Here is a 26,992-nt window from a genome sequence, read left to right as displayed (position 1 = left end):
CAGAACCGTGCAGGACGATTTTCAAAGAATAAACCGGCTTCCCACCTATGTTTTCAAAATCACCGATGCGCTTAAGCGGGAAGCACGCGCCAAAGGCGAAGATATTATCGACTTCGGGATGGGTAATCCCGATCAGCCGACGCCTAAACACATTGTAGACAAACTGGTAGAAGCAGCGCAACGTGGTGACACGCATCGCTATTCGATGTCTCGGGGCATTCCGCGTTTGCGTAAAGCCATTAGCAATTGGTACAAACGTAAGTTTGACGTGGACATTGACCCGGAAACCGAAGCGATTGTGACCATCGGCTCTAAAGAAGGCTTGGCACATTTGGCTCTGGCAACGTTAAGCCGAGGTGATACCGTACTCGTGCCAAATCCCGCCTATCCGATCCACCCGTATGGCAGCATTATTGCAGATGCCGATATTCGCCATGTGCCGCTGGTGGAAGGTAAGGATTTCTTTGTCGAGCTGGAAGCCGCGATAAAAAACTCGTGGCCTAAGCCCAAAATGTTGATCATCAATTTCCCCGGCAATCCAACCGGGCAGTGCGTAGAGCTCGACTTTTTCGAGCGCGTGATCAAAGTCGCCAAAGAGCATGACGTTTGGGTTATCCACGACATTGCTTACGGTGAGATTTGCTTTGATGGCTATCAAGCGCCATCGATCCTGCAAGTGCCGGGGGCGAAAGACATTGCGGTGGAATTCTATTCTCTGTCTAAAACCTACAATATGCCGGGCTGGCGTGTTGGCTTTATGTGCGGTAATCCTGTGTTGGTCAAAGCGCTGGAGCGTATTAAGTCGTATCTAGATTACGGTATGTTTGCACCCATCCAGATTGCTGCGATTGCTGCACTGGATGGCCCGCAAGATTGCGTCAAAGAAATTAGCGCAATGTACGAAAGTCGCCGCAATGTGTTGTGCGATGGTTTAAATGCAGCAGGTTGGGCAGTTGAACGCCCCAAAGCCAGCATGTTCGTGTGGGCAAAAATTCCCGAACAGTATGCTGCGATGGGTTCGTTGGAATTCGCTAAAAAGTTGTTGAAAGATGCACAAGTGGCAGTGTCACCGGGGATTGGTTTCGGTGAGTACGGCGACGATCATGTGCGTTTCAGTCTGATTGAAAACGAACACCGTACTCGTCAGGCGATCCGTAATATCAAACAAATGTTTCGTAAAGATCAAGGTTTAAAGGAGTGAGCATGGATCCCGTCAAGGTTGGCCTGCTGGGGCTGGGGACTGTCGGTGGTGGTACTGCCATTGTGTTGAAGCGTAATGCAGAAGAAATTGCCCGCCGTGCAGGTCGCGGTATTGTGATTGACTATGCTGCAAACCTCGACCTCAGCCGTGCAGAAGAATTAGGCTTGGGAAACGTGCGTTTAACGCAGGACGCTTTCGATGTGGTTAACGACCCCGACATCCAAATTGTGGTCGAATTGATCGGTGGCTATACCGTGGCGCGTGATTTGGTGTTGCAGGCGATTAATAATGGCAAACACGTCGTTACTGCAAACAAAGCATTGATTGCCTTGCACGGCAATGAGATTTTTGCTGCTGCCCAAGCCAAAGGCGTGATGGTCGCGTTTGAAGCGGCCGTTGCAGGCGGTATTCCGGTCATCAAGGCGGTGCGCGAAGGTTTGGCTGCAAACCGTATTGAATGGTTGGCGGGTATCATCAACGGTACGAGCAACTTTATTCTGACCGAAATGCGTGACAAAGGCCGCAGTTTTGGCGATGTATTGTCTGAAGCCCAAGCGTTGGGCTATGCCGAGGCGGATCCGACGTTTGATGTAGAAGGTATTGATGCAGGCCATAAGCTGACCATTTTGTCTTCCATTGCATTCGGTATTCCGCTGCAATTTAAGCAAACTTATACGGAAGGCATTTCCAAAATCACGGCTGAAGACGTGAGTTACGCGGCTGAATTGGGCTACCGTATTAAACTATTGGGAATTGCCCGTCGTACTGATGCGGGGATCGAGCAGCGCGTACACCCAACCCTCATTCCGCAACGGCGTTTGATTGCGAATGTGGATGGCGTCATGAATGCGGTATTGGTGAAAGGTGATGCGGTCGGTGCTACCTTGTATTACGGGGCGGGTGCGGGTGCGGAGCCGACGGCTTCCGCCGTAATTGCTGATTTGGTGGATATTACCCGTGCATTAACGGCTGACCCGGAAAATCGTGTACCGCATTTGGCATTCCAGCCTTCACAGCTTGAGGATACTGCTATTCTGCCGATTGATGAGGTGGAAACCGCATTTTACTTGAGAATGTGCGCACTAGACCGCCCCGGTGTATTAGCAGATGTGACCCGCATTATGGGCGAGCGCCAGATCAGTATTGAAGCTTTTATTCAGAAAGAACCTACCAGTGGTGTGGATAAAGTGGACATCATCATGCTGACCCAACGAGTACGCGAAGGCAATATGAATGAGGCGATTGCGGCGATTGAAGCACTGGAGACTATTTGCAGTAGCGTAACGCGTATCCGTGTAGAGACTTTGGGCTAAACAATCATGAAATACATTTCGACTCGCGGGCAATCGCCTGCGCAATCTTTTACTGAAATCCTATTGGGCGGGCTTGCACCAGATGGTGGTTTGTATTTGCCGGAAACTTACCCGCAATTCAGTACAGATGATTTGACGCAAATGCGCAACATGAACTACCGCGAACTGGCGTTTGCGGTGCTGTCGCGCTTTGCGACCGACATTCCTGCGGCTGATTTGCAAGTGATTATCGACAAGACTTACACCGCTGAAGTGTATTGCAATGTGCGTGACGGTGATAATGCCGCAGACATTACCCCGTTGCATACGCTTGAGCCGGACTTGCATTTGCTGTGTTTGTCGAATGGCCCAACGATTGCATTTAAAGACATGGCCATGCAATTGCTCGGCAATTTGTTTGAATACGTGCTGGATAAGGCGGGTCAGGGCATCAATATTTTGGGTGCAACTTCTGGAGATACCGGATCCTCTGCTGAATATGCCATGCGTGGCAAGCACGGTGTGAATGTGTTCATGCTGTCACCACATGGCAAGATGAGCCGTTTCCAAACCGCACAAATGTTTAGTTTGCAAGATGCCAATATTTTCAATATTGCGGTGAAAGGGGTATTCGATGACTGTCAGGACATTGTGAAAGCGGTGTCGAATGATCATGTGTTTAAAGCAGCACATAAGATTGGTGCTGTTAATTCAATCAACTGGGGGCGGGTAGCGGCACAGATTGTGTACTACTTCAAAGGTTATTTTGCGGCAACTGACTCCAATGATCAGCAGGTAAGTTTTGCGGTGCCTTCTGGTAATTTTGGCAACGTGTGTGCCGGACATATTGCACGCATGATGGGATTGCCGATCAAACATCTAGTCGTAGCAACCAACGAAAACGATGTGTTGGATGAGTTTTTCCGCACCGGTGTGTACCGTCCGCGTGGTTCGGCAAATACTTACCATACCAGTAGCCCGTCGATGGATATTTCCAAAGCGTCTAATTTTGAGCGTTTCGTGTTTGACTTAGTGGGGCGTGATGGCGATAAAGTACGTGCTTTGTGGAGCGAAGTTGATAAGGGGGGCGCATTTAATCTCGCTTCGTCTGAGTTTAGTGAACCAGCGGCTTTTACACGTGTACCTAGTTTTGGTTTCCAGTCGGGTGTGAGTTCGCATACGCATCGAATGCAAACCATTCGTCAAACGTTTGAAACCTACGGTGTGATGATTGACACGCACACGGCAGATGGTTTGAAAGTGGCCTTGGAGTTGCGTGAACCCGGTGTGCCGATGTTAGTGCTAGAAACCGCGTTACCTGCGAAGTTTGAAGATGCTATTCGTGAGGCTTTAGGGCGTGATCCGGTACGCCCTGCGGGGATGGAGAATTTGGAAAGTTTGCCGCAGCGTTTCGAGGTGATGGCAGCAGACGCTGAGGCCATCAAGCAGTTTATTGTGACTAAAACAGCATAAGCTGCATCACAGATGGCGAATTTTAGTACCCATATTACCGTGGCAGCAGCGGGGGCGGGTTTATTGTCCGTCCTTTGCCTGCAAGTAGGGTTAGTGGAGCCGCGTGAAGCGTTGATGTTAGCGTTGCTGGGAACAATCGGCGGTATTTTGCCCGATATTGATTTGCAGCACGCTTACCCCAGTCGCATTATGTTTTCTCTGTTTGCGATTATTGCCGCGTTTATGGTGGTATTTTCCAATCAGAATAATCTGTCGATTGTGGAGTTATGGGGTGTGGGATTAATCACGTTTGGGTTAATCCGCTTTCCTATCTGGACGGTGTTTCATGAATACACCACACACCGTGGCTCGATTCATTCGCTCGTTGCTGCGGTATTGTTCATGTTTTTGACGGCTGCCTTTGCCTTCCATGTGATGGGTGAAAGCCCGTTTATTGCATGGCTATTTGGTCTGTTTGTATTTTTGGGGTTTGTGCTGCATCTGGTGTTGGATGAGTTGTACAGTGTGGATTTTATGAACCACCGCATTAAACGTTCCTTTGGTACAGCATTAAAAATACTCGATTGGAAAAAACGCGAGAAGTCGACGGCCTTGGTAGTGGCTACCATTATTGCATGGGCCGTTGTACCGGATTCCCATGCATTTTGGGATACTTTGCTGAGTGCGGATACCTACCGCATTATTGGAGCGCGTTTATTGCCGTAGTCGTGTTGGTGTAGTAATGATCCCTAAACGAAGTAAAAGGATAATCCTGCAACAGTTTGTTGAGTTTTCCCGGAATACTGCTGCGGCGTGCAAATTGGTGTACTGCCATTTTTAGGGGAATATTCACCTGTTTTGACACTTCACGGTGTTCATGCGTATCCAATTCATAAGGGTGCATGTAGAAAATGCTGGTGTCATGATCCAAATCACGTGCTAACCAGCGCGATAACCAGTAGGGGTAGATACGAAAATAGCCGCCTCCCATCACGGGTAAACTCTTGCCCAATACGCGACTGACGCTCATGGGGTAACAGTCTAAGCCGCGCTCAGCGATACGTTGCAAAATACCGTCATCGCTGAAGCCGTAGCAGCTTCTGACGGTCGCCAGCATAATGGATGAGTCGTAAATGATCCCCTGTTCCCGTAATATACCGCAATACCAGTCGAGAATATCATCACGTACCGAGAACGTGGGGGCGCGAAAGCCGATGACTTTGATACCACTAATGTCTTCGAGTGACCCCACGGAACGCTGCATTTCGGCGCGAAATTGGGCTTCGGTCAGGTTATAAATCATTCGGTGGGTATGTGAATGACTGGCGAGTTCGTGACCTGCTTGGGTAATGCTCTTAATCAGTTGCGGAAATTTTTCGGCAACCATGCCTTGTATGAAAAAAGTCCCCTTAATGTTGTGTGCGTCCAAAATATCCAGCAAACGGCTGGTATTGCGTACTACACGATTGGAAACTGCCCGATCAAAATCGTAAACCGATTGCTGCCAATCTTCGATGTCAGCCGTAAAAATCATACTGTGGCTCCCGTGAGTTGGAGGGGACGGCAAGATAGGTAGATTTCACCGAGAATATCGAGCACCCGTGATTCTGAGAAGTGTTGAATCGCATGTTGACGTGCGGTTTTACCCATTTGTTGGCGTTGTTCAGGGTGTTGAATGAACCAAAGCATGTGGTCGGCAAGCATTTGTGGGGAATCAATGGGGGTTTTGAAGCCGGTTTCCTGATCAATGATAGCTTCGCGGCTGCCTTTAACATCAGTGCAAATAACGGGTTTGCCGGAGGCCATGGGCTCGATCAGAGCACGTGGAATACCTTCAGCAAATGAGGTCAGTACGCCCACATCAATGCTTTGATAAAACGCTGGCATGTCATTGCGGTATGCTTGAATTTCAATCACGTCAGTCAGCCCTTTTTGCTGGATAGCCGCTTGTACTTCGGCTTGTAGATGTCCTTGACCAATGAGTTTAATTTTGAAGTCACGGGTCTGCTTTGCCAAGTGTTCGGCAGCATCCAATAGCAAGGCATGATTTTTGATCGGCTCAAAGCGTGCCACCATACCAAACGTCGTGATGCCGGAAGGGGATGTGTGGCTTGGCTCGAATTTTTCTACGTCTATGCCATTCCCCAAAAACACCATTTGTGTTTCATCGAGTAGGTGATGTTCCTGTGCTAATTGCATATCTTCACGTAACTGGAACAGTGAATAACGCACGGTTTTTTTCAGCAGTTTTTCAATCAGAATATAAGCTTTACGTGCGAGTGGGCTGGTGTTTTCTGCAATGCTGTAGCCATGGCTTTGGTAAATCCAGACAATTTTGTGATTAAAAAAAGCCAGAAAGCGTCCGACTAACCCTGGTATGCCAAAATGCAGATGCACAGCATCGTAATCCCCTTGACGAATAGCACGGTGCAGATTCCAGGCAGAACGTGCCAGTTGCAATGGGTTGAGGCTACGGTGCAGGGTTTCTACCACGACATTCATGCCTTGTTCTTGCATTAATGTAACTTCAGGGCCATCACTGCACAGTATATCGACCTGCATGTTACCGGCATGACGTTGATTCAGTGCATGGGCACGGTGAAAAACCAGCGCATAGGCTGAACTGCTGACGGTGCAAACTTCCAGAATTTTCATATGGTTAGCTTTCATCTGTGGTGTTCAATAAAATTTGTGGAGCAGGACACGAGATAACCCATCCATAACGACTTCTGGGGTATGGCGGATGAGCCAAGAAGCAGCTTCTTGTACCTTGGAAACGGTTGGAGAGGGCTTGGCGATTGGTAATTGGTAGTAGTAAATTTTGTGGCTACGATTGGCAAGTTTTAGCTTGAATTGATGCGGGTTGCTGCCTGCGGATGAGCGTCCTAGGTTGTAAGTTTTACGCCCGCTTGTTCCACAATATTCAATCATCTGCCACAGCATGGCGAGAAATACATTGTGCTTCTTGTACAGGGTATGGATGCCTGACCATGCACCATAGACTTCATCCTCACTCACAAAATTAAGGGATGACACCACTGGAATACCGTCGATATAGCCCATAAAAATTTCAACTTGACTGGGGCATTGTGTCATCAAATCCATAAAAAATGATTTGGGATGCGGCAAACTGCCAAGATCATGCAAACTCATGCGATACAACTGGTAAAACTCATCCAAAAGTTGCGAATTTAGCCCAATGACCGAGGTAAATCCCATTTTTAAAGGGCGACGGATATTTTTACGGGTATTACTGGAGAGGTTCTGCCAGATAGTTTCCACTGAAGGTTGAATGTCGACATTCAACTCGACTTTATCGGCAGTGTCATTCAGACAGGGAATACGTTGGGGGGTACGTATTTCTAAGCAATCAACCTTCGTGGTGGTTAACGCCTGTGCTAATGTTTCGATTACAGTGCCATAATCATCAGCGGCAATATTGGGAATTAGCCCCGTTTTATCAAAACCTGCACCGATGATGAGGGTTTGTTTACCTCGCCAATGAGTACGCAAAAATGCGGGGATCGTAAACGCTTGGCCTGTTGTTGCTACGCGTACTTGCACCGGTTTTAGGCGGAACTCATGCGCAATAATGGCGCGAAAGGCTGAGGTAGAGAAAATCTCACCTGTTACTGTAACCGGCATTGGTTGCGTGGATGGCTGATCGGGGGTAATCGTTATACTCATATTCCCAAAGGCTTTGTTTTTTTATAATTGCCTATTTGTATGATGTTAGGAAAAGTGATGCCAGTGCTGGCAGATTAACGGGGAACTTTGTAGGTTAGGCGGCAAGTGATCGGGGAGTATGTCCGCTTATCCAGAAAATGCCCGCGAATGCAGGCTAAACTTTGCGGTCTGTACAAGGCTGTTGGAGAATAGCCCGCATAATCAACAATTATATCCACCAGAGAACTATGCTAACCGTCAATAATAATACACGTGTCGTCAGTTCCCCCCATGTCGTTAGTGCGCCTGTGCCGTATTTGGCTGTGCCTGCCACGGGTGTGTCTACTCATACACTGACACTGGAGGATGTGTGGCGGCGTTTGTTACGACAAAAATGGACGCTATTACTGACTGCATTGTCGATTCTGCTGTTAACTGCGTATTTCACCTGGACAGCGACGCCTTCTTATCGTGCCAGTGCTACCATCCAGATCGAAAAAGAGGGGGTGCAGGTTGTTAATTTTGGCACGGTGACCAGTGCTTCCCCGGATATGGGGGAACAAGATCCTTTTTTTCGTACTCAATACGAGCAGTTGAAAAGTCGCAAGTTAGCGGAGCGGGTCATTGCTGATTTGGATTTGAGAACGCGCTTATTTGAACGCCCTGAAAAATTCAATGTGTTGACATCTATTAAAGTGATTATCAAGGGGTTTATTGGTGCGTGGCTGCCTGCTAAGCAAAACACAGACGACGGTAAAGCCCCCGATTATGCGCAACAATTTTCAGAAAAACTGTATATAGAGCCGATTGAGAAAACACATTTGGTTAAGGTATTTTATGAAAGCTCAGACCCGGTGTTGTCGGCGGATATTGTAAATGCATTGATTAATGCGTTCATCAAAGAAAATATCAGTTCCCAAAGTGAAACCGATACCTATGCCAAAGAGTTTCTGGAACAGGAGCTAGAAAAAGCACGTCAGCGTTTGACTTTGCAGGAAGCTAAACTCATTGAATACGCTAAGCAAAACGGCATTTTAGAAGTCAACAATAGCCAGTCCAGCCAAGAACGTAAACTTGACGAACTCTATTCCGCTTTAGGGGCTGCCGAGCGTGCCCGTATTCAGGCGGAAAGCCAGATGATACAAGGGGGCAGGCACGGTAATGTTCGTGAAGTACTGAATAACCCTGTGGTGGAGGGCATTAAGCAAAATCTTAATACTTTAGAAGCCGAGTATCAGGAAAAGCTCAAACTGTTTAAACCGGCTTTCCCAGATATGCAGCGTTTGCAGCAACAAATTCAGGAAGTCCGCAGCCAGTTACAAAAGGAAGTGGGGGGGCTAAAACAATCCTTGCAAGCGGAATACGCAGCAGCAAAAAAGCTGGAGGATGACCTGCGTAGCCAATTAGATGCTTATAAAGGTGAATTGGTTGATTTACGTGACCGTAGTATTGAATACAACGCGTTGAAGCGTGAAGTTGAAACTAGCCGTGACCTCTATGATGGTTTGTTGCAGCGTATGAAAGAAGTGAATGTCGCTTCCAATGTTACCAGTAGCAATATTCGGGTAGTGGATGCTGCCGCGCCTGACGATAATGTGTTTCGCCCGAAGAAGGCGCTTAACCTCATTCTGGGTGGGTTAGTGGGGTTGATGCTGGGAATTGGGGCAGCATTATTGCGTGAAACCCTGAATCAAGGGGTAGCTTCGGTAGGTGAGTTGCAAGCACTGAGTGGTTTGCCGGTACTGGGTACTATTCCGCACGTGCGGCATTTGTCAGAAAGCAATTTGGCGTTGGCAACTGTGCGTGATGCAGGGTCGTTGCTGGCCGAATCGTATCGGGTGATGACGGCGAATTTGCGTTTTGTGTTACCGGGCGGTAATTCCCCACGTGTAACATTGATTACCAGCGTCAATCCAGCAGAGGGTAAATCAACGTCGGCGGTCAATATTGCGCTAAGCCAAGCACAACAGGGATTAAAAGTCTTATTGATTGATGCCGATTTACGGCGTCCTTCGGTGCATGTTAAGTTGGGCTTGCCTAACGCTAGAGGTTTGAGCAATTACCTCAACGGCGAGGTCGATATTGCCAGTGTGACGCATCCATCCCGTGAAATGAAAGGGTTATATCTAATTCTGGCGGGAACCTTGATGGCTGACCCTGTGCGAATGGTATCCAGCCCCGCGATGGCACAGTTGCTGAATCTTGCGACTAAGCATTTCGATAGCGTGATTATTGACGGCCCACCAACGGCGGGTTTTGCTGATGCGATTTACCTATCTTCAATGGCTGAGGCCACGGTGATTGTGGCGGATGAAGACCGTATTAACCGCAAACGCTTGTTGACGGTGATTGAACAATTGCAACGGGTGAAACAGAATATCGTGGGTTTTTTGATGGTGAAGTCGCAGGAAGAAGTGACAGATTACCGCTACTATGACCGTTACCACACCCGTATTCCGAGCCAACCTACTGCTAAACCTGCCAAGGGTAAGCGAAAAGGTTTGAATCTTGCTCCCGTTATTTAACCAGATGGGTATTAGAATCTGTCGATGAGATCCAACACATCCAGAAAGCGGGTGAAACCGTGGTTCCCTCCCTGAAAGATGAGTTGATGTGCTTCGCGGTAATAGCTGGTTGCATCGCGCCAGTCCAACGTTTTGTCACCATTTTCTAACAGTACTAACAGATTGTGAGGATTGGCAGGGCTAAGCTGATCCATTGCGATCAAATCGTCCTCATGCGCTTGGGTAAAGGTGTAAGTACCTTCGTCATGCCAATGTTGTTGCACGCTGCCTAATAAGGGGCGCAATAACAAACCGGGGTGTATGGCTGGATTGACCAAGGCAGCCTTAACCGCGTATTGACTGGCGAGGTAAGTGGCGTAAAAACCGCCGAGGGAGCTGCCGATAAGCTTGGGTGGTGTCGGGGCTTGTTCGATCAAGTCTGACAGCAAGGCTATCGCGGATAACGGGCGGTCTGGCAGGTCAGGGCAAACCCATTCGTGCGCTCGCCCGCGTGCTGCTAACCAGTGTTGCAATTGCTGGGCTTTTAGCGAAGCGGAAGAGGAATTGAAGCCGTGGATGTAGATAATCATGGGGTATTCTCTAGGTCTTGATTCACGAAAAACGCCCCAGTAATGGGGCGATTCCTCGTCATGTGAAGTGTTGGTTTGATCTTACGGCAAGTAAGTCTTGCCCATCAAAAACCGATCACATTCCCGCGCAGCTTCGCGACCTTCATTGATTGCCCACACCACCAGACTTTGCCCACGGCGCATATCGCCCGCTGCAAACACACCCGGCAGGTTGGTGGTGTATTTGCCATAATCGGCTTTGACATTGCCGCGTGGGTCAGTGTCCAGCGTCAGCGCATCCACCAGTGTTTTTTCTGGCCCCGTAAAGCCCATTGCCAGCAACACCAATTGTGCGGGCAATACTTCTTCGGTGCCTTCAACTTCGATCAAATTCATGCGCCCGCCAGCACCCTGTTCCCAGCGTACCCCAACCGTATGAATTTCTTTCACATGACCGTTTTCATCACCGATCAGTTTCTTGGTGGAAATGAGGTAATCACGCGGATCGCGACCAAATACCGCCGCTGCTTCTTCCTGACCGTAATCAACTTTATGCACACGCGGCCATTCCGGCCAAGGGTTGTCAGCAGCACGTGCATCCGGCGCACGCGGCATGATTTCCAGTTGTGTGACCGACTTGCAGCCATGCCGTACCGAGGTACCCACGCAGTCAGTGCCGGTATCACCGCCACCGATAACGATCACATCCAAGCCTTTTGCCGAAATGTAGTGACCATCCGCTAAGCCCGAATCCAGCAAGCTTTTGGTATTCGCGCTGAGGAAATCCATCGCGAAATGCACACCCTTAAGGTTACGCCCTTCCACCGGCAGATCACGCGGCTGGGTAGCACCCGCACACAACACCACTGCATCAAAGTCACTGCGCAACTGTTCGGCGGAAACGTCTTTACCCACTTCCATACCGGTAACGAAGTTCACACCTTCAGCAGCCATCAGATCAACACGGCGTTGCACAATGTCCTGCTTATCCAATTTCATATTGGGAATGCCGTACATCAGCAAGCCGCCAATGCGATCTGCGCGTTCATAAACGGTGACGGTGTGACCGGCTTTGTTCAACTGATCAGCACACGCCAACCCCGCAGGACCAGAACCGACGACGGCAATGGTCTTGCCGGTGCGTTCTGTTGGCGGTTCAGCCTTAACCCAACCTTCCTCGAATGCTTTGTCGATGATCGACACTTCGTTCAATTTGATGGTCACAGGTGGTTCATTGATACCCAGTGTGCAAGAGCCTTCGCACGGTGCCGGGCAAACCCGCCCGGTGAATTCCGGAAAGTTATTGGTCATGCGCAAGCGCTCAAAGGCTTCTTTCCACAAGCCACGGAAGATCATGTCATTCCATTCAGGAATCAGATTGTGAACCGGACAACCGCTCGCACCACCCGGCAGCATTTGCCCAGTTTGGCAGAAGGGGATGCCGCATTCCATGCAACGCGCACCCTGTTCACGGCTTTCGGCTTCACGCTCGAAATGCAGGTGGAATTCACGCCAGTCTTTAATCCGTTCCAACGGGGCACGGTCGGCTGGCAGCTCGCGCTGGTATTCCATGAAACCAGTAGGTTTACCCATGATTGTTACCTTTAATCCTTAATTGCCACTGACACGCGAAGCGTCGCTATTATTGGCGGTGAAAGCGGCCATCAATGCTTCTTCCCCAGACAGCCCTTGCAGCTCAAACGAGCGAATCGCTTCCAACATGCGTTGATAGTCGTTCGGCATGACGCGCACGAAGTCGGCTGAGTATTTATCCCAGTCCGCCAAAATCAGGCTACCGCGCACGCTACCAGTATACAGCACATGCTTTTCGATCATCGCTTTGACTTCGGCTTTTTCGTCAGCATTACTCAGTGGGCTATAAGCGACCATTTCAGTGTTGCCGCTGACTGCGAGAATGCCGCCGGGGTCATACACGTAAGCCACGCCGCCGGACATGCCCGCGCCAAAGTTGCGCCCGACCTTGCCCAACACTACCACGCGCCCGCCGGTCATGTATTCGCAACCGTGGTCGCCCGTGCCTTCAACGACGACACGCACCCCGGAGTTGCGCACACAGAAACGCTCGCCCGCGACCCCGCGTACATAGGCTTCACCGTCACTTGCGCCGAAGAATGCCACGTTGCCGATCAGAATATTGTCTTCTGCGGCAAATTGCGCATCTTTACGTGGGTAAACGATGAGCTTGCCACCCGACAACCCTTTGCCGATGTAGTCGTTGGAATCGCCTTCGAGTTCCAGCGTCATGCCTTTAGGCAGGAATGCACCGAAACTTTGCCCGGCTGAGCCGTTGAATTTCAGGCGGATGGTGTCTTCGGGCAAGCCTGCTGCACCGTATTTGCGCGTCACTTCTGAGCCGGTGATCGTGCCTGCCACGCGGTCAATGTTTTTGATGGCAAACGTTGCGGTGACAGGTGTGCCGTGATCAATCGCAGGTTGGCAAGCTTTGAGAATTTCACGTTCATCCAAGGATTGCGCAATGCCATGATCTTGTTCACGCAAACACCGGATACCGTCACATTCTTCCAGTTCTGGTGTGTGCAGCAAGGTACTCAAATCAACCATGCTGGCTTTCCAGTGACCTTCTGCAGTGCCTTGGCGCAGTTTGTCGACGCGCCCGACCATTTCATCAATGGTGCGGAAGCCGAGTTTCGCCATGTATTCGCGCAATTCTTCGGCGATGAACATCAGCAAATTGACCACGTATTGCGGGTCGCCAGCATACTTTTTGCGCAGTTCAGGGTTTTGGGTCGCAATCCCAACGGGGCAAGTGTCCTGATGGCAAACGCGCATCATCACGCAACCCAGTGCCACCAGTGGCAGCGTTGCGAAGCCGTACTCTTCCGCGCCCAGTAATGCCGCAATCGCTACATCACGCCCAGTCATCAGCTTGCCATCGGTTTCCAGACGTACCCGACTCCGCAGGTTATTGAGCAACAGTGTTTGATGCGTTTCGGCCAGCCCCAATTCCCACGGCAAACCGGCGTGTTGGACACTGGTTTTCGGGGAAGCACCCGTGCCACCGTCATAACCGGAAATCAGGATGACATCCGCTTTGCCTTTGGCAACACCGGCTGCAATCGTGCCTACCCCGACTTCGGATACCAACTTGACGTTGATGCGTGCGCGTTTGTTGGCGTTTTTCAGGTCATGAATGAGCTGTGCCAAATCTTCAATCGAGTAAATATCGTGATGCGGTGGTGGCGAAATTAAGCCCACTCCCGGTGTAGTGCCACGCACCCGTGCTACCCAAGGGTACACTTTCTTGCCCGGCAACTGGCCACCTTCACCCGGTTTTGCGCCTTGTGCCAGCTTGATCTGGATTTCCTGCGCATTATTCAGGTAATGGCTGGTGACACCGAAGCGCCCCGAAGCCACTTGCTTGATGGCACTGTTGCGCGAATCGCCATTCGGATCGGGCGTGAAACGCGCGGAATCTTCACCACCTTCACCGGAGTTGGAACGTCCGCCCAAACGGTTCATGGCAATCGCTAAGGCTTCGTGCGCTTCTTGGCTGATGGAGCCGAACGACATCGCGCCGGATTTAAAGCGTTTTACAATAGCGCTGGCGGGTTCAACTTCGCTCAGGGGAATAGGTTGTGCTGCAAAGTTGAATTCGAGCAAGTTGCGCAAGTTGAATTTGACTTCTGCATCTTCGTGCAACAACTTACTGTATTGCTTGTACAAACCGTAATCACCCAAGCGTACCGCTTTTTGCAAGGTGTAAATAGTCGCAGGGTTATATTGATGTTCTTCTTCCTCATGCCGCCATTGGAACACGTTACCAGCACGTAACGAGCGTTGTTCCGCGTCGTGGTGATCGTAAGCGGTTTGATGGCGAATCAAGGCTTCTTTCGCGATAGTGGCTAAATCAATACCCCCGATACGCGATGCTGTCGCAGTGAAATATTTGTCGATGACCGCTTTGCTAATTCCCAAAGCTTCAAAGATTTGCGCCCCACGGTAAGACTGAATCGTGGAAATACCGATCTTGGACATGACCTTGATCACGCCTTTGGTGGCTGCCTTGATGTACTTTTGCACAGCGTAATCGTGCTGAATACCGGGTAATAAACCTTCGCGAATCAAATCACCAATCGACTCAAAGGCCACGTAAGGGTTGATTGCTTGCACGCCATAACCTAACAGTGTGCAGAAATGATGCACTTCACGCGGTTCACCGGATTCGAGAATCAGGCTGACGCGGGTGCGGCAACCGTTACGAATCAAGTGATGATGCAAGCCTGCTACCGCCAAGAGTGACGGAATCGGCGCATTATCCGCATCCGCCAAGCGGTCGGATAGCACGATTAAATTTGCGCCGTCATTAATGGCGTTATCGGCTGCTGCGAACAGGTGTTCCAAGGCCGCTTCCAGTGCATGTTTGCCATCGGCAGCGCGGAACATAATCGGCAGGGTGACGCATTTGAAACCTTCACGGTTAATGTGCGTCAGTTTCGCCAGTTCGTCGTTGTCCAAAATCGGGGTTTTTAGCAGAATTTGCTGGCAACTTGCTGCTGTAGGCGCAGTAATATCGCCCTCTGACCCCAACGTGGTGTAAGACGAGGTAACGATTTCTTCGCGAATCGAGTCAATTGGCGGGTTGGTCACTTGCGCAAACAACTGCTTAAAATAGTTAAACAGCGGTTGTGCTTGGTTGGACAGCACCGCAATCGGTGAGTCGATGCCCATAGCACCCAGCGGGTCGATGCCGTCACGTGCCATGGGCACAATGACTTTGCGCACGTCTTCGTAGGTGTAGCCGAACATTTTCTGGCGTTGTACCAGCGTTTCGTGTTCTGGCAGGGCGCTTTGTGGGGCAGCCGGTAAGTCTTGCAGTTCGACCAGATTGCTTGTCAGCCAATCTTGATACGGCTTAGCGGTAGCCATTTGCTGCTTGATTTCTTCGTCAGCAATAATACGCCCTTGAGCGGTATCGACTAGCAACATGCGCCCCGGCTGCAGGCGTTGCTTCGAAACCACGGTGCTTTGGTCAAGGTCATCCAATACCCCGACTTCGGAGGCGAGGATAATCATGTCGTCATTGGTGACGTAGTAACGTGAGGGGCGCAAACCGTTGCGGTCGAGTGTTGCGCCAACCAGTGTGCCATCGGTGAAACCCATTGCCGCAGGGCCATCCCAAGGTTCCATTAGGCAACTGTGGTATTCGTAAAAGGCTTTCTTTTCCGCACTCATGCTTTCGTGGTTCGACCAAGGTTCGGGAACCATCATCATCATCGCATGGGGTAGGGAATAGCCTGATAAGTACATGAATTCCAGCGTGTTATCAAACATCGCGGAGTCACTGCCGTTGGGGTTTACTACCGGGAACAGCTTGTCGACTTCGGTATTGAAGACGTCGGTTTTGATTACGCCCTGACGCGCATTCATCCAGTTAACATTACCGCGCATGGTGTTGATTTCACCATTGTGGATCAGGTAACGGTTGGGGTGAGCGCGTTCCCAGCTTGGGAAAGTGTTGGTGGAAAAGCGTGAATGCACCATGGCAATCGCCGTTTCCATGCGCGGATTGGTTAAATCGCGGTAGAACTGCCCAACTTGTTCGGTGGTCAACATGCCTTTGTAAACAATGGTGCGCGACGACAGGCTAGGGAAATAAACGTGTCCTGAGACTTCTGGGGTATCAACGCTGTTTTGCGTGCGTTTGCGAATCACGTAGAGCTTGCGTTCAAAGTCGATGCCTTCCGCAATGTCGGCAGATTTGGCAACAAATACCATGCGAATAAAAGGCATGGCTTTGAGCGCGGTTTTGCCAATCGGGGTCGGATTGGTGGGGACATCACGCCAGCCGAGCAGGGTTTGACCTTCTTCTTCGACGATGCGGGCGAAGATAGCGGCAACCTCAGCACGTGCGTCGGCATCTTGTGGCAAGAACACCATTCCCACCGCATAATGACCAGGTGCGGGCAGTTTAATATTGAGTGATTTGCACTCAGCGGCAAGGAATTCATGGGGAAGTTGGAGCAGGATACCCGCGCCATCGCCGGTGTTTTCTTCGCAGCCACACGCACCACGGTGTTCCATGTGGGTTAATACTTTTAATGCCTGTTGGACGATTTGATGTGACTTCACACCTTTCAGGTGAGCCACAAAGCCCATGCCACATGCATCGTGTTCAAAGCCAGGGTCGTAAAGACCTTGCGATGGGGGTAGTTCAGTGTATCTCATCGTATTCTCAGGCGATAAAAGGGTGAGTATTATGTACCAAAATGCCAGTTTAGGGCTAGACACCTTGGTGCGTTTTTGTCGACATGCCCAGAAAGCATTATCCTAATTAACGTATACTACGCTACCAGCATAACGGAGCAAGATCGCACACAGCTTATGAGTACAGCAGGTCGTATCCCAAAAGAGTTCATTGACCAACTGTTGGCACGCGTCGACATTATCGACGTGATCGGTGGGCGTGTGCCATTGAAAAAGGCAGGGCGTGAATATACCGCCTGTTGTCCGTTTCATAATGAGAAAACGCCTTCTTTCACAGTGAGTCCGACCAAACAGTTCTACCATTGTTTTGGTTGCGGGGTACACGGTTCGGCCATTACTTTTTTAATGGAATACGAACATCTCGAATACCCAGAGGCAATTGAGGCATTAGCCCGCACCATTGGTGTGCCTGTTCCCCGTGAGGGTGCAGAGGATGCCCCAAAACGCCCGCGTAAAGATAAAAATCTGTATGCCTTGCTGGAAGAGGCAGCGGCATGGTTTCAAGCACAATTGCCGCAAAACCCTGATGCGCTTATGTATTTGCAGCGGCGGGGTCTGAGCAAGGAAGTAACAAAACGCTTTGGTTTAGGATTTGCGCCGCCGCACAGTTCGTTGGGACGTGAATTGGTACGTTACGGGGACGATAAATTGGTCGCCAGCGGTATGGCGATTCGCCATGAAACCGGGCGGGTGTATGACCGTTTTCGGGAGCGCATTATGTTCCCGATTCGGGATCGGCGTGGGCGCGTGATCGGTTTTGGCGGGCGGGTGATTGGTGATGGCTCTCCTAAGTATCTAAACTCCCCTGAAACTGAGGTTTTCCACAAAGGCGCTGAGCTTTACGGCCTGTTTGAAGCGCGTAACGATACTCGCAAGCTGGAGCGTTTGTTGGTCGTCGAAGGTTACATGGATGTGATTGCCCTCGCGCAATACGGCATTACCTATGCGGTGGCGACGTTGGGGACGGCAACCACGCCGGAACACATTCGTCAATTATTGCGTCTGGTGCCAGAGATCGTGTTCTGCTTTGATGGCGACAGGGCGGGACGGGATGCGGCATGGCGAGCCTTGGAAAATGCTTTACCAGAGTTGCGCGATGATAAGGAAATTCGTTTTTTATTTTTGCCGCAAGGTGAGGATCCCGATACGCAGATTCGCCAAATGGGTAAAGACGCATTTGAAGCGAGCTTCGATAGCGCACTCACCCTCAGTGCTTATTTACTGACAGTGCTAAAAGAACGTTTCAACCTAAGTACCAAGGAAGGCAAAGCGCGTCTCTTAAATGACGGGGTGAAATTACTTGCTACCATGCCGGTTATTTTGCTGCGCGAGCAAATTCTCGGAGAATTGTCTACACTTACCGACACGCCCTTGGAGCTTGTGCGCCGCCACCTGAAAAAAAGTTCAACGGGTGATGCGCCACTCGCCTATAATCAAGCGCGTTTGGGCGACCAAGATGTACGGCGCACCCCCTTACGGCACGCCATTGCGTTACTGTTGCATTATCCGCCGTTGGTGGAGTTGGCAGGTAGTTCCGAACAAATTCTTGGCTATGACCTGCCCGGCACAGCATTGTTGGCAGCTATCATTGAAAATATCGAGGAGAACCCCCATATAAACTTGGCGGGTTTATTGGAGCGTTTCCGCCAGACTGAACATGAGGCTATTATCCAACGCCTCACCAACTGGCGATCTGATACGGATGATGAAACCGTTATACGGCGTGAATTTGCCGATTGTCTGCAACAAATCAGACGGCAATCGCGTCAAAAGCAACTTGAAGCTTTGTTGCATCGGGGGCAAACCCAGGCATTGAGCGAACAAGAGCGTAGTGATTTAGCTTATTTACTGCTTCAGGATTACAAAAGTCCGGGGGCATGAACGAGCACATGTAGTTGCATTTTAGAAAAATGTGATATAGTTACCGACCTTTTTTTCCAGAGAGTTTTAGGGCATGAGTCAAGAAGAGCAGCAGCAGTCCAGCTTGAAAGAGTTAATTGCCAAAGGTAAGGAGCAGGGCTACCTCACCTATGCTGAGGTCAACGACCACCTTCCCGATACTATCGTTGACCCAGAGCAGATTGAAGATATTGTTGCGATGATCAACGATATGGGTATCACGGTGTATGAACATGCCCCAGATGCCGATTCCCTGTTGCTGAACGATGAAGCGGTGCAAGCTGACGATGAAGCCGCAGAAGAAGCTGCCGCAGCGTTGGCAAACGTGGATGGTGATTTCGGGCGAACCACTGACCCGGTGCGCATGTATATGCGCGAAATGGGGACAGTGGAGCTGTTGACCCGTGAAGGTGAAATCCAGATTGCGATTCGTATCGAAGAAGGTTTGAACGAAATCTTGCGGGCGTTGGCACAGTATCCGGCATCTACCGAGCTTTTACTGGAAAAAGCATCGTTGATTGATTCCGAAGAAATTCGTCTCACCGACATTATCAATGGTTTCGTAAATCCCGATGAGGATTTGAGCGCATTTCCTGTTGCCGTCGTTGATGATACCGATATTGCCGAAGTTGCAGAAGATGATTCGGCAGTTGCTGATGAAGATGAAGACGACGTTACTGATCCCGTTGATACGGGGCCCGACCCTGAAGAGGCACGTATTAAATTCGCTGAACTGCGTGAATTATATGAAGCATCTAAAGCCGCTAGTTTGGCAAATAATCCAGCATCTTATACGGCAGCGCGTGATGCTGTAGCGACTAAATTCATGGAGTTTCGCTTAGCTCAGCCGATTATTGAGCAGTTGACGGTGCAATTGAACGAAATTGTTGACCGTATTCGCCAAAATGAACGCCATATTATGAAGTTGTGTGTCCAAAAGGGGGGCATGGGGCGTCAAGATTTTATAGATAGCTTTCCACAAAACGAAACGGATTTGGAGTGGTTAAATCGTTACTGTGTAGACAAGCGTGGCGACCATACTCGTTTACAAACATTCTTGCCGAAAATTCATGAAGCGCAGCGTGAATTGTTGGACATTGAACGTGAATGCAATCTTTCCATTACGCAAATCAAAGACATTAATCGCAGCATGTCGGTAGGGGAAGCGAAAGCACGTCGTGCTAAGAAAGAAATGGTTGAAGCCAACTTACGTTTGGTGATCTCCATTGCCAAAAAGTACACCAATCGTGGCTTGCAGTTCCTTGATTTGATTCAGGAAGGCAATATTGGCTTGATGAAAGCGGTTGATAAGTTTGAATACCGTCGTGGTTACAAATTCTCGACTTATGCTACTTGGTGGATACGTCAGGCGATTACCCGTTCGATTGCGGATCAGGCGCGTACTATTCGTATTCCGGTACACATGATCGAAACCATCAACAAGCTCAACCGTATTTCGCGCAAGTTGTTGCAGGAAAAAGGCCGTGAGGCGACCCCGGAAGAGTTGGCTGAAGCGATGGACATGCCGGAAGACAAAATCCGTAAAGTCCTGAAAATCGCCAAAGAACCAATTTCGATGGAAACCCCGATCGGTGACGATGAAGATTCACATCTGGGTGATTTCATTGAGGATGGCAATATCCTGTCGCCTATTGAGTCGGCTACAACGTCGAGCTTGTCGGAAGTGACCCGCGAAGTGCTTTCCAGCCTGACTTCGCGTGAAGCAAAAGTACTGCGGATGCGTTTCGGTATCGACATGAACACCGACCATACGCTAGAAGAAGTGGGCAAGCAGTTCGACGTAACCCGCGAACGTATCCGTCAGATTGAAGCAAAAGCCTTGCGCAAGTTGCGTCATCCGAGCCGTTCGGATATGCTTCGCAGCTTCCTTGAATACGAACCAGGCGTCTTGCCGACAAACTGATCGTAGCGTTTTTCAGGGCCTATAGCTCAGTTGGTTAGAGCAGGGGACTCATAATCCCTTGGTCGTAGGTTCGAGTCCTACTGGGCCCACCAATTATCTCAAGTGAGAACAAAGGGTTAGGTTTAATGCCTGACCTTTCTCAAATCAAGCCTGACATTCCGTGCTACCAATATGCTACCTGTTTTCCTGCTGTGCTACCGTGAGGCTTTTCAGCTTCGCCCAGTAGTATGCCTTCATCTGTTCAATTTTTTCTACCGTCATCTGGTCAGTTTCACCACCCATTTTCACCAGCCACTGCAATTGTCTTATCTCGTTAGCCAGATTGTTCAATTCGGTCATCGCAATGTTGGCCTGTTTGCGTTGGGTTTCCTGTCGGTGTTTACGCCATTCCAGCGCTGGAGTACGGTCAAAATTACCTTCACGCGCTTGGCTTGCTAGCCAATGTAGCAAACCGATATTGGATTTGTCGTGTTCCATGGGATCATGAACTGTTGGTGGTGGAATTGCGCCAAACCTTCCTGCTGTCGTTGGATGACCTGACGCATATCGCCAAAGAATACATCAATGAAGAAGCCAGCCGCTCCGGGATACACCGTTGCTTAGTCCGCCATGGCATTGCCAACCTAAATGCCCTGAAACAGGATTTGTACGCGGAAGAGACACCTGAAAAGAAGAGGTTCAAGGATTACGAACCCGGCTACATCCATATTGACATCAAATACTTGCCCAGAATGCCCGATGAAAAGGAACACCAATACCTGCTGGTTGCCATTGACCGGGCAAGCCGGGTGGTGTGTTTAGGGGTTTACCCTGACAAAAGTGCCGCCAGTGCCGCCGATTTTCTGCGGAAAGTGGAACAGCGGTTTCCGATCATCCTGAAATATGTGTTGACCGATAACGGTAAAAGAATTCACTGACTGCTTCACCGTCAATGGCAAGCGTGAGCCAACAGGCAACCACCTTTTTGACCAAATGTGCGCCGACATCAAGGTCGAACATCGCCTGACCAAACCCCGCACACCCCAAACCCATGGCATGGTGGAGCGGTTCAATGGGCGGATCAGTGAACTGCTGAAAACCACCCGTTTCGCCTCGTCCAGTGAACTTCTCGAAGCGGTTAAGCATTACGAACGGCTTTATAACCACTGCATCCCCCAGAAGGCGTTAGGTTACAAAACACCCATCGTAGCACTCAAAGACTGGTAGGCTGCAAAACCAGAACTGTTTAAGAAAAAAGTTTATGATCTTTCGGGACTTGACACTTTTTTATATTGCCCGTTCACCTGATATGCAAAACGCCACAAAGGATGTCTAAAATGGACGAAAAAAAACACCCCATACAAACGGAAGCAACCCTCGACACCGACTTGATGGCGCGTATCCGTGACATCTGGGAAGCCTCGCGCCAACAAGCCATCCGTTCCGTCAACTCGGCTCATGTGTGCGCCAACTGGCTAATCGGCAAGCAAATTGTCGAAGCCGAACAAGGCGGCGAACAGCGGGCAACCTATGGCAAAGCCCTGTTGAAATCCCTCTCCCAACAACTGACGGACGAATACGGCAGTGGGTTTTCGGTCAGTGCCTTGCAATACATGCGGGCATTTTTTCTCGCTTACCCCACCCTTATGGAGATTCAACACGCAGCGCGTGTTATTTCTGTGGGAGTCACAACACCCGCTCAGGAATCGGATTGGCAACCGGGAAAACTCCACACCGGGCTGTCATGGACGCACTACCGCATCTTACTGAAAATTGAGCGACAAGAAGCCCGTCAGTTTTACGAAATTGAAACCATCCGTAACGGTTGGTCAGCACGGCAACTGGAACGTCAAATCAGCTCCCTACTGTTCGACCGCCTCCTAAAAAGCCGCGACAAGGAAGGGGTCATGCAATTGGCGAATCAGGGCTTGCTTGCCACCCGTCCACTCGATGTGATCAAAGACCCGTATGTGCTGGAATTTCTCGACTTACCCGAAGCCCCCCAATGGCAGGAAAGCCAACTGGAACAAGCCCTGTTGTCACAATTGCAGGATTTCTTGCTGGAACTCGGCAGCGGTTTTGCCTTCGTCGGGCGGCAAGTACGCCTAACGCTGGATGGCGACCATTTCTACCTGGATATGGTGTTTTACCACGTCAAACTGAAATGCTACGTCGTCATTGACCTCAAACTGGGTAAGTTAAATCATGCCGACCTAGGGCAGATGCAGCTCTATGTGAATTATTACGACCATGACATTGCCAATGCCGATGACAATCCCACGATTGGCTTGATTCTGTGCAGTGAGAAAAACGATGCCGTGGTGCGCTATGTATTGGGCGATCACAACCAGCAAATCTTCGCCAGCCGCTATCAACTGCACTTGCCGACCGAAGAACAATTGCAGCAAGAATTGCAGCGTGAGCTGGATAAATTGACGTTACCCAAGCCTGACGCATGAACATCCTCGAACGCACCCGCATCGAAAAAACCGCCTTGGAACACGGCTGGGAAAACATACTGAGCAGTGATGAACAGGCCGTTCTAGCCGGTTCTGCCAGACATCACGCCCAAGTAAGCATTACACGCCCAAGCAGTGATGAATGGCGCGTCACCTTCAACAAACCGCTGTTGACTAAAGAAGTGGCACGTGATTATCCGCTGACAGATGCCACCACCTTCAGTGTCAGCGCGTCTGACCAATTAGCAGGGCTGCTACGCCGAGCGGCTGAACTTGCCTCTGCCCTACCCAATCAAGCCGCCGAGACCTTCCATGCTCGCCTTCAGCGTGAGATGGAAAAAGTTAAGGACACTGGCACTGAAGTCGAGCGTTTGGTCAAGCAGCGGGTGGGGCAGGATACCTTCCGCGAAGCCCTGCTGGATTATTGGGGTGGAGCTTGCGCCGTGACAGGTATTGCCATCCCAGAAATGCTCAGAGCCAGTCACGCCAAGCCTTGGTCTGAATGTGAATCCGATGAAGAACGGCTGGATGTGTTCAATGGTTTCCTGCTGTCAGCCAATCTGGATGCCCTGTTTGATTGTGGGCTAATCAGTTTCGACACTGACGGAAAGCTGCTGGTCAGTAGCCAGATTTCAGCACAGCAGCGTAGCTTGATTGGTTTGGCGGATACATTGGTGCTGCGTTGGGTTGCAACGGAACACCTGTCTTACTTGGCATGGCATCGACAGTTTTTGTTCAAAGCTCCTCATGTGCCTTACACAACACAGGTTTCGTGTACATGACCACCTACGCCATCCTCGACTTTGAAACCACCGGCATGTCCCCCGACTGCGGTGCGTGCCCCACCGAAATCGCCATTGTACTGGTGCGTGACGGCCTGATCGTTGACCGCTACCAAAGCCTGATGAATGGCAATACCCGGATTCCGCCCTTCATCCAGTCCCTGACCGGCATCACCAATGCGATGGTACGCAAAGCCCCACCGATGGGTCAGGTCATGAATGAGGCCATCGAGTTTGCCGCTGATTACCCGCTGGTAGCCCACAATGCCTCCTTTGACCGCAAGTTTTGGGATGATGCACTGGAGCAGCTGGGTAAGGAACGGCAACAGGATTTTCTGTGTTCCATGCTGATGGCGCGGCGAGTGTTTCCCCAAGCGCCCAACCACAAGCTGGGTACGTTGGTGAGTTTCCTGAAATTACCGATGTCGGGGCAATTCCACCGCGCTTTGGCAGATGCAGAAGCGACAGCCCACCTGTTCATCAAGATGCAGCAGGTGATACAGGATAGGCTCAAGCTCCGTGAAGTACATTGCAGGCATTTGCTGGCAGTACAGCGGCAAAAGATTGGGACGTTTTAGGTTGCTGTCCTTGACGTTGCGACCAACCGCAAAGCCGTTGTATGGAAAAAAATCGCAGGGTTCAACTTGAACCGCAAGGACAAGGCTTGGATATGTTCACGGGTCAAGTTACGTGTGCCATTCAGGATCATGGAAACTAAACTCTTACTGCCGATTTCCTCTTTCAGGTCTTCGGCTTTAAGCTGATATTGGTCTATTAGCGTCCTCAGCACTGCCACCCCATCATCCAGTTGCGCCACCCGTTGGTTAAATTCGGCAAACTCCGGCGCAACATTTTCCCATTCCTCAATCGCATTAGCGAGAATACCGATCAAGGTGCGGTGTTCGTCATAATCCTCCAGCAACTCTTCCATCAATGCCAGTGCATTGTCGTAGTCCTCCTCATCCCGAATCTCAGTAAGGAAGCTAGCTTGTGCGAAAAGCTCTTTCGCTTTGATTTTTACAGCAGCAAAGTCCATCAATCTGCCTCCCGTGCGTATTTCTTGCAGAGCTTGTCATAGTCGGCGTGGGTAACAATATGCTTCACATACATACGGTTATCGCGGAACTCAATGAAGGCCAGTAAGCGCAGGTTATTGCCGCCAATGTCGATAACCCACCATTTGTCCTTGTAACGGAAATTATCCAGACTAGGGAACACGGCTTTCAACTCTAGGGGATTGGCAAAACTGCCATTCCGCAGGGTCTTGTAAGCCGCATCAATCGCATCAGCATCATTGGGAAATTTCAGGCTTGCCTCATTGAAAGGTTTTCTGGATATGACGTGCAACACAACGCTCCTGATTCACTATAGGTGAACTTTAACAACAAACCCATCAATTCACAATATGTGAACAACAGCTACCCTACGACCACATTCCCAAACGGCGGATCAGCCATCCCATCCTTCCTCAACTGCACCGCCACCACCTGCTTCGGCCTGATGTGCTTCAGCGTCTCCACACTGATGCGCAACTTGCTGGTTGCCCGCTGCCAATGGCTGCCATGCAGCCCCAGAATCAGCGTAGCCCCGCAGGGTAATCGCATTAAAAATATCTTGTTTTACAAAGCCCTAAGTTTTAGGCTTTGTAGCCCCCGGTTTGCCTGTGACGATTTTCAGCAGGTAGTCCTCATCCCAACCCGCATTGAGACGCTTGTTTTTCACGCCGATCTTGACGGTTTTTTCATTTTTGACCAAATTGATGGCAATGTGCCGGACAACCGCCATGTTGGCATCACTGTTGCCGGAACGTATCCGCTGGTCATCTTCGCGAAAGGCATAGTCCAACACCCAGTGCAGGTTGTTCTCGATGCCCCAGTGCGCCCGCACGATTTGCCCCAAACGTTCGGGGTTGGAGGCATCCATGCTGCTGATGAAGTAACGGGTTTCCTCGGTGGTTTTGTCCTTGCATTCGCGGGTGGCGGTGACGGCAATGATACTGGTGAGCTTGGGCCAATGGGGATGGTCTTCCTTTAGCCACTGGATGTCCGAGGTCGCCCGTACAATGCGGGTTTCAATCCGCCCATGCCCACCGTCGTAGCTGGTATGCCCAACAGGCGGGCAGGTGTTGGCGGATTCAAAGAACCGCTTCACATCCCGGTGGAGAGTGCCTTGGTTGCCCTTCAGGCTGAGCAGGTAATCAGCCTTCTGATCCACAATCTGTCGGGCAATTGCCGTTTGGCATCCCATCGCATCCAGCGTCACAACCGCCCCGGCAATATCAAGCCGCATCAACAGCTTGGGGATGGCGGTGATTTCGTTGGACTTGTCATCAACCCGCTGCTGCCCCAGCACCAACTGGTTTTGGGTTGCCCAAGCACTGACCATGTAAATGGCCGCCTTATCAGAGGCGCTATCAAGGCTGCGGCGCAGGCACTTACCATCAATGGCAATGACCTCACCATCACTGAGGGTGGACAGGTCGGCTACCCAACGGCTAAAACACTCACTTAATGCGATTGCCCTGGATTCCCAACAGGGTTTGCAACATTGCCAAGGATGCACCTGCCAGCAGGAGACGACGCAACAAGGTATCCTGTTCCTCTTTCACTGCAAGCTGGTCGTGTTCGGTTGCCACAATATGTTGCAGCATCCGGCTACTGATCCCCGCACGGATGCAGTAGCTCAATTGCTGACGGGCAGCGATGCCCAACGATTCAGCCAGCCGTTGTTTAACCCGTTTACGCAGGGTAGCGGGCAGTTTATCCAGCAAACCCTGTTGTGTGGTAGTCAGCGCATATGTTGCCCATTGTTTGAGGTCGATGACATCGGAACCTTCCATGGTGGGTAACAAATCTGAGGTGTTATACGCATCAACTTTAACCCGCGAAAGCGGTCTCCCTCTCTGGTAGGCTATTAGTTTTGCACACCGAATAGATCGACTTCGACAAGGAGACCGCGCATTGATACTGACAAAAGTAGCCACCGCATTGCAAGCCATCTTGTATGAAAAAGCGGACGC

Annotated in this window: 24 protein-coding genes and 1 tRNA gene; 13 read left to right on the top strand and 12 right to left on the bottom strand. The window is 50.3% G+C overall.

Features of this window, described 5'->3' with window-relative positions; all coding sequences use genetic code 11:
* Positions 1–7 precede the first annotated feature (7 nt).
* Genes alaC through BLV87_RS14170 form a run of 4 tightly spaced genes read left to right on the top strand, consistent with a single transcriptional unit; the run spans position 8 to position 4,671 of the window.
* On the top strand, positions 8–1,201 hold the full coding sequence (gene alaC / locus BLV87_RS14185) for an alanine transaminase (RefSeq protein ID WP_093069794.1): 1,194 nt from the start codon (positions 8–10) through the stop codon (positions 1,199–1,201).
* Between the two features lie 2 nt (positions 1,202–1,203).
* On the top strand, positions 1,204–2,514 hold the full coding sequence (locus BLV87_RS14180) for a homoserine dehydrogenase (protein WP_093069726.1): 1,311 nt from the start codon (positions 1,204–1,206) through the stop codon (positions 2,512–2,514).
* A gap of 6 nt (positions 2,515–2,520) precedes the next feature.
* Positions 2,521–3,966 (top strand): threonine synthase, encoded by a 1,446-nt coding sequence (thrC, locus tag BLV87_RS14175; protein WP_093069725.1) that lies wholly within the window; start codon positions 2,521–2,523, stop codon positions 3,964–3,966.
* A gap of 12 nt (positions 3,967–3,978) precedes the next feature.
* A complete protein-coding gene (locus BLV87_RS14170) occupies positions 3,979–4,671 on the top strand; it encodes a metal-dependent hydrolase (protein WP_093069723.1) in 693 nt (230 codons plus the stop codon).
* Here the strand turns inward: BLV87_RS14170 and BLV87_RS14165 are convergent.
* Genes BLV87_RS14165 through BLV87_RS14155 form a run of 3 tightly spaced genes read right to left on the bottom strand, consistent with a single transcriptional unit; the run spans position 4,646 to position 7,632 of the window.
* On the bottom strand, positions 4,646–5,479 hold the full coding sequence (locus BLV87_RS14165) for a polysaccharide deacetylase family protein (RefSeq protein ID WP_093069722.1): 834 nt from the start codon (positions 5,477–5,479) through the stop codon (positions 4,646–4,648). The genes BLV87_RS14170 and BLV87_RS14165 overlap by 26 nt on opposite strands.
* The gene (locus tag BLV87_RS14160) at positions 5,476–6,615 is read right to left on the bottom strand and encodes a glycosyltransferase family 4 protein (RefSeq protein ID WP_093069720.1); all 1,140 of its coding nucleotides are present in this window, start codon (positions 6,613–6,615) and stop codon (positions 5,476–5,478) included. Before BLV87_RS14160 ends, BLV87_RS14165 begins: the two co-directional genes overlap by 4 nt.
* A gap of 9 nt (positions 6,616–6,624) precedes the next feature.
* Positions 6,625–7,632 (bottom strand): GNAT family N-acetyltransferase, encoded by a 1,008-nt coding sequence (locus tag BLV87_RS14155; protein WP_093069719.1) that lies wholly within the window; start codon positions 7,630–7,632, stop codon positions 6,625–6,627.
* Positions 7,633–7,859: 227 nt separating this feature from the next.
* Between BLV87_RS14155 and BLV87_RS14150 the strand changes: the two genes are divergently transcribed.
* Positions 7,860–10,136: a GumC family protein gene (locus tag BLV87_RS14150; protein WP_093069717.1), complete on the top strand. Its 2,277-nt coding sequence runs from the start codon at positions 7,860–7,862 to the stop codon at positions 10,134–10,136.
* An 11-nt stretch (positions 10,137–10,147) separates the two neighbouring features.
* Here BLV87_RS14150 and BLV87_RS14145 read toward each other — a convergent pair whose 3' ends face one another.
* From BLV87_RS14145 to gltB, 3 genes are all read right to left on the bottom strand, one after another.
* The gene (locus BLV87_RS14145) at positions 10,148–10,705 is read right to left on the bottom strand and encodes a YqiA/YcfP family alpha/beta fold hydrolase (protein WP_093069716.1); all 558 of its coding nucleotides are present in this window, start codon (positions 10,703–10,705) and stop codon (positions 10,148–10,150) included.
* Positions 10,706–10,786: 81 nt separating this feature from the next.
* On the bottom strand, positions 10,787–12,277 hold the full coding sequence (locus tag BLV87_RS14140; protein ID WP_093069714.1) for a glutamate synthase subunit beta: 1,491 nt from the start codon (positions 12,275–12,277) through the stop codon (positions 10,787–10,789).
* Between the two features lie 18 nt (positions 12,278–12,295).
* Positions 12,296–16,891 carry a glutamate synthase large subunit gene (gltB, locus tag BLV87_RS14135; RefSeq protein WP_093069712.1) on the bottom strand — a complete coding sequence of 1,532 codons (4,596 nt, stop codon included), beginning with the start codon at positions 16,889–16,891 and terminating at the stop codon, positions 12,296–12,298.
* Between the two features lie 156 nt (positions 16,892–17,047).
* On the opposite strand from gltB, the gene dnaG reads away from it, so the two are divergent.
* The 3 genes from dnaG to BLV87_RS14120 all read left to right on the top strand — a co-directional run bounded on the left by dnaG (position 17,048) and on the right by BLV87_RS14120 (position 20,845).
* Positions 17,048–18,811 (top strand): DNA primase, encoded by a 1,764-nt coding sequence (dnaG, locus tag BLV87_RS14130; RefSeq protein WP_093069710.1) that lies wholly within the window; start codon positions 17,048–17,050, stop codon positions 18,809–18,811.
* A gap of 73 nt (positions 18,812–18,884) precedes the next feature.
* Positions 18,885–20,753, top strand: a complete 1,869-nt coding sequence (gene rpoD, locus BLV87_RS14125) for an RNA polymerase sigma factor RpoD (protein ID WP_093069709.1) — start codon at positions 18,885–18,887, stop codon at positions 20,751–20,753.
* 15 nt (positions 20,754–20,768) lie between these two features.
* Positions 20,769–20,845 (top strand) — tRNA-Ile (locus tag BLV87_RS14120).
* Positions 20,846–20,927: 82 nt separating this feature from the next.
* On the opposite strand, the gene BLV87_RS14115 is transcribed toward BLV87_RS14120, so the two are convergent.
* Entirely contained in the window at positions 20,928–21,230 is a 303-nt protein-coding gene (locus tag BLV87_RS14115; RefSeq protein WP_093069707.1) for a hypothetical protein, read from the bottom strand.
* 17 nt (positions 21,231–21,247) lie between these two features.
* Here BLV87_RS14115 and BLV87_RS14110 point away from each other — a divergent pair, with 17 nt between their 5' ends.
* The 5 genes from BLV87_RS14110 to BLV87_RS14090 all read left to right on the top strand — a co-directional run bounded on the left by BLV87_RS14110 (position 21,248) and on the right by BLV87_RS14090 (position 24,551).
* On the top strand, positions 21,248–21,670 hold the full coding sequence (locus BLV87_RS14110; RefSeq protein ID WP_093069706.1) for a DDE-type integrase/transposase/recombinase: 423 nt from the start codon (positions 21,248–21,250) through the stop codon (positions 21,668–21,670).
* Between the two features lie 55 nt (positions 21,671–21,725).
* On the top strand, positions 21,726–21,959 hold the full coding sequence (locus BLV87_RS14105; protein ID WP_093069704.1) for an integrase core domain-containing protein: 234 nt from the start codon (positions 21,726–21,728) through the stop codon (positions 21,957–21,959).
* Positions 21,960–22,069: 110 nt separating this feature from the next.
* The gene (locus tag BLV87_RS14100) at positions 22,070–23,191 is read left to right on the top strand and encodes a PDDEXK nuclease domain-containing protein (protein ID WP_093069702.1); all 1,122 of its coding nucleotides are present in this window, start codon (positions 22,070–22,072) and stop codon (positions 23,189–23,191) included.
* Entirely contained in the window at positions 23,188–23,973 is a 786-nt protein-coding gene (locus tag BLV87_RS14095; protein WP_093069700.1) for an HNH endonuclease, read from the top strand. The genes BLV87_RS14100 and BLV87_RS14095 overlap by 4 nt, the downstream gene beginning before the upstream one ends.
* Positions 23,970–24,551 (top strand): 3'-5' exonuclease, encoded by a 582-nt coding sequence (locus tag BLV87_RS14090; protein WP_093069699.1) that lies wholly within the window; start codon positions 23,970–23,972, stop codon positions 24,549–24,551. The genes BLV87_RS14095 and BLV87_RS14090 overlap by 4 nt, the downstream gene beginning before the upstream one ends.
* On the opposite strand, the gene BLV87_RS14085 is transcribed toward BLV87_RS14090, so the two are convergent.
* The 5 genes from BLV87_RS14085 to BLV87_RS14065 all read right to left on the bottom strand — a co-directional run bounded on the left by BLV87_RS14085 (position 24,548) and on the right by BLV87_RS14065 (position 26,812).
* Complete coding sequence (locus BLV87_RS14085; protein ID WP_093069697.1) at positions 24,548–25,009, bottom strand: helix-turn-helix domain-containing protein; 462 nt, start codon at positions 25,007–25,009, stop codon at positions 24,548–24,550. The two genes, BLV87_RS14090 and BLV87_RS14085, sit on opposite strands and share 4 nt — an antisense overlap.
* The gene (locus BLV87_RS14080) at positions 25,009–25,323 is read right to left on the bottom strand and encodes a type II toxin-antitoxin system HigB family toxin (RefSeq protein ID WP_245707043.1); all 315 of its coding nucleotides are present in this window, start codon (positions 25,321–25,323) and stop codon (positions 25,009–25,011) included. Before BLV87_RS14080 ends, BLV87_RS14085 begins: the two co-directional genes overlap by 1 nt.
* A 68-nt stretch (positions 25,324–25,391) precedes the next feature.
* Positions 25,392–25,577 (bottom strand): hypothetical protein, encoded by a 186-nt coding sequence (locus BLV87_RS14075; RefSeq protein ID WP_093069695.1) that lies wholly within the window; start codon positions 25,575–25,577, stop codon positions 25,392–25,394.
* Positions 25,578–25,602: 25 nt separating this feature from the next.
* Positions 25,603–26,535, bottom strand: a complete 933-nt coding sequence (locus BLV87_RS14070; RefSeq protein WP_245707042.1) for an ISAs1 family transposase — start codon at positions 26,533–26,535, stop codon at positions 25,603–25,605.
* Positions 26,477–26,812 (bottom strand): hypothetical protein, encoded by a 336-nt coding sequence (locus tag BLV87_RS14065; protein WP_093069693.1) that lies wholly within the window; start codon positions 26,810–26,812, stop codon positions 26,477–26,479. Before BLV87_RS14065 ends, BLV87_RS14070 begins: the two co-directional genes overlap by 59 nt.
* Between the last annotated feature and the right edge of the window lie 180 nt (positions 26,813–26,992).

The organism is Thiothrix caldifontis, from assembly GCF_900107695.1.
GTDB lineage: Bacteria > Pseudomonadota > Gammaproteobacteria > Thiotrichales > Thiotrichaceae > Thiothrix > Thiothrix caldifontis.
Note: the sequence above shows the minus strand (reverse complement) of the source record. Positions and strands in the feature narration are given on the sequence as shown.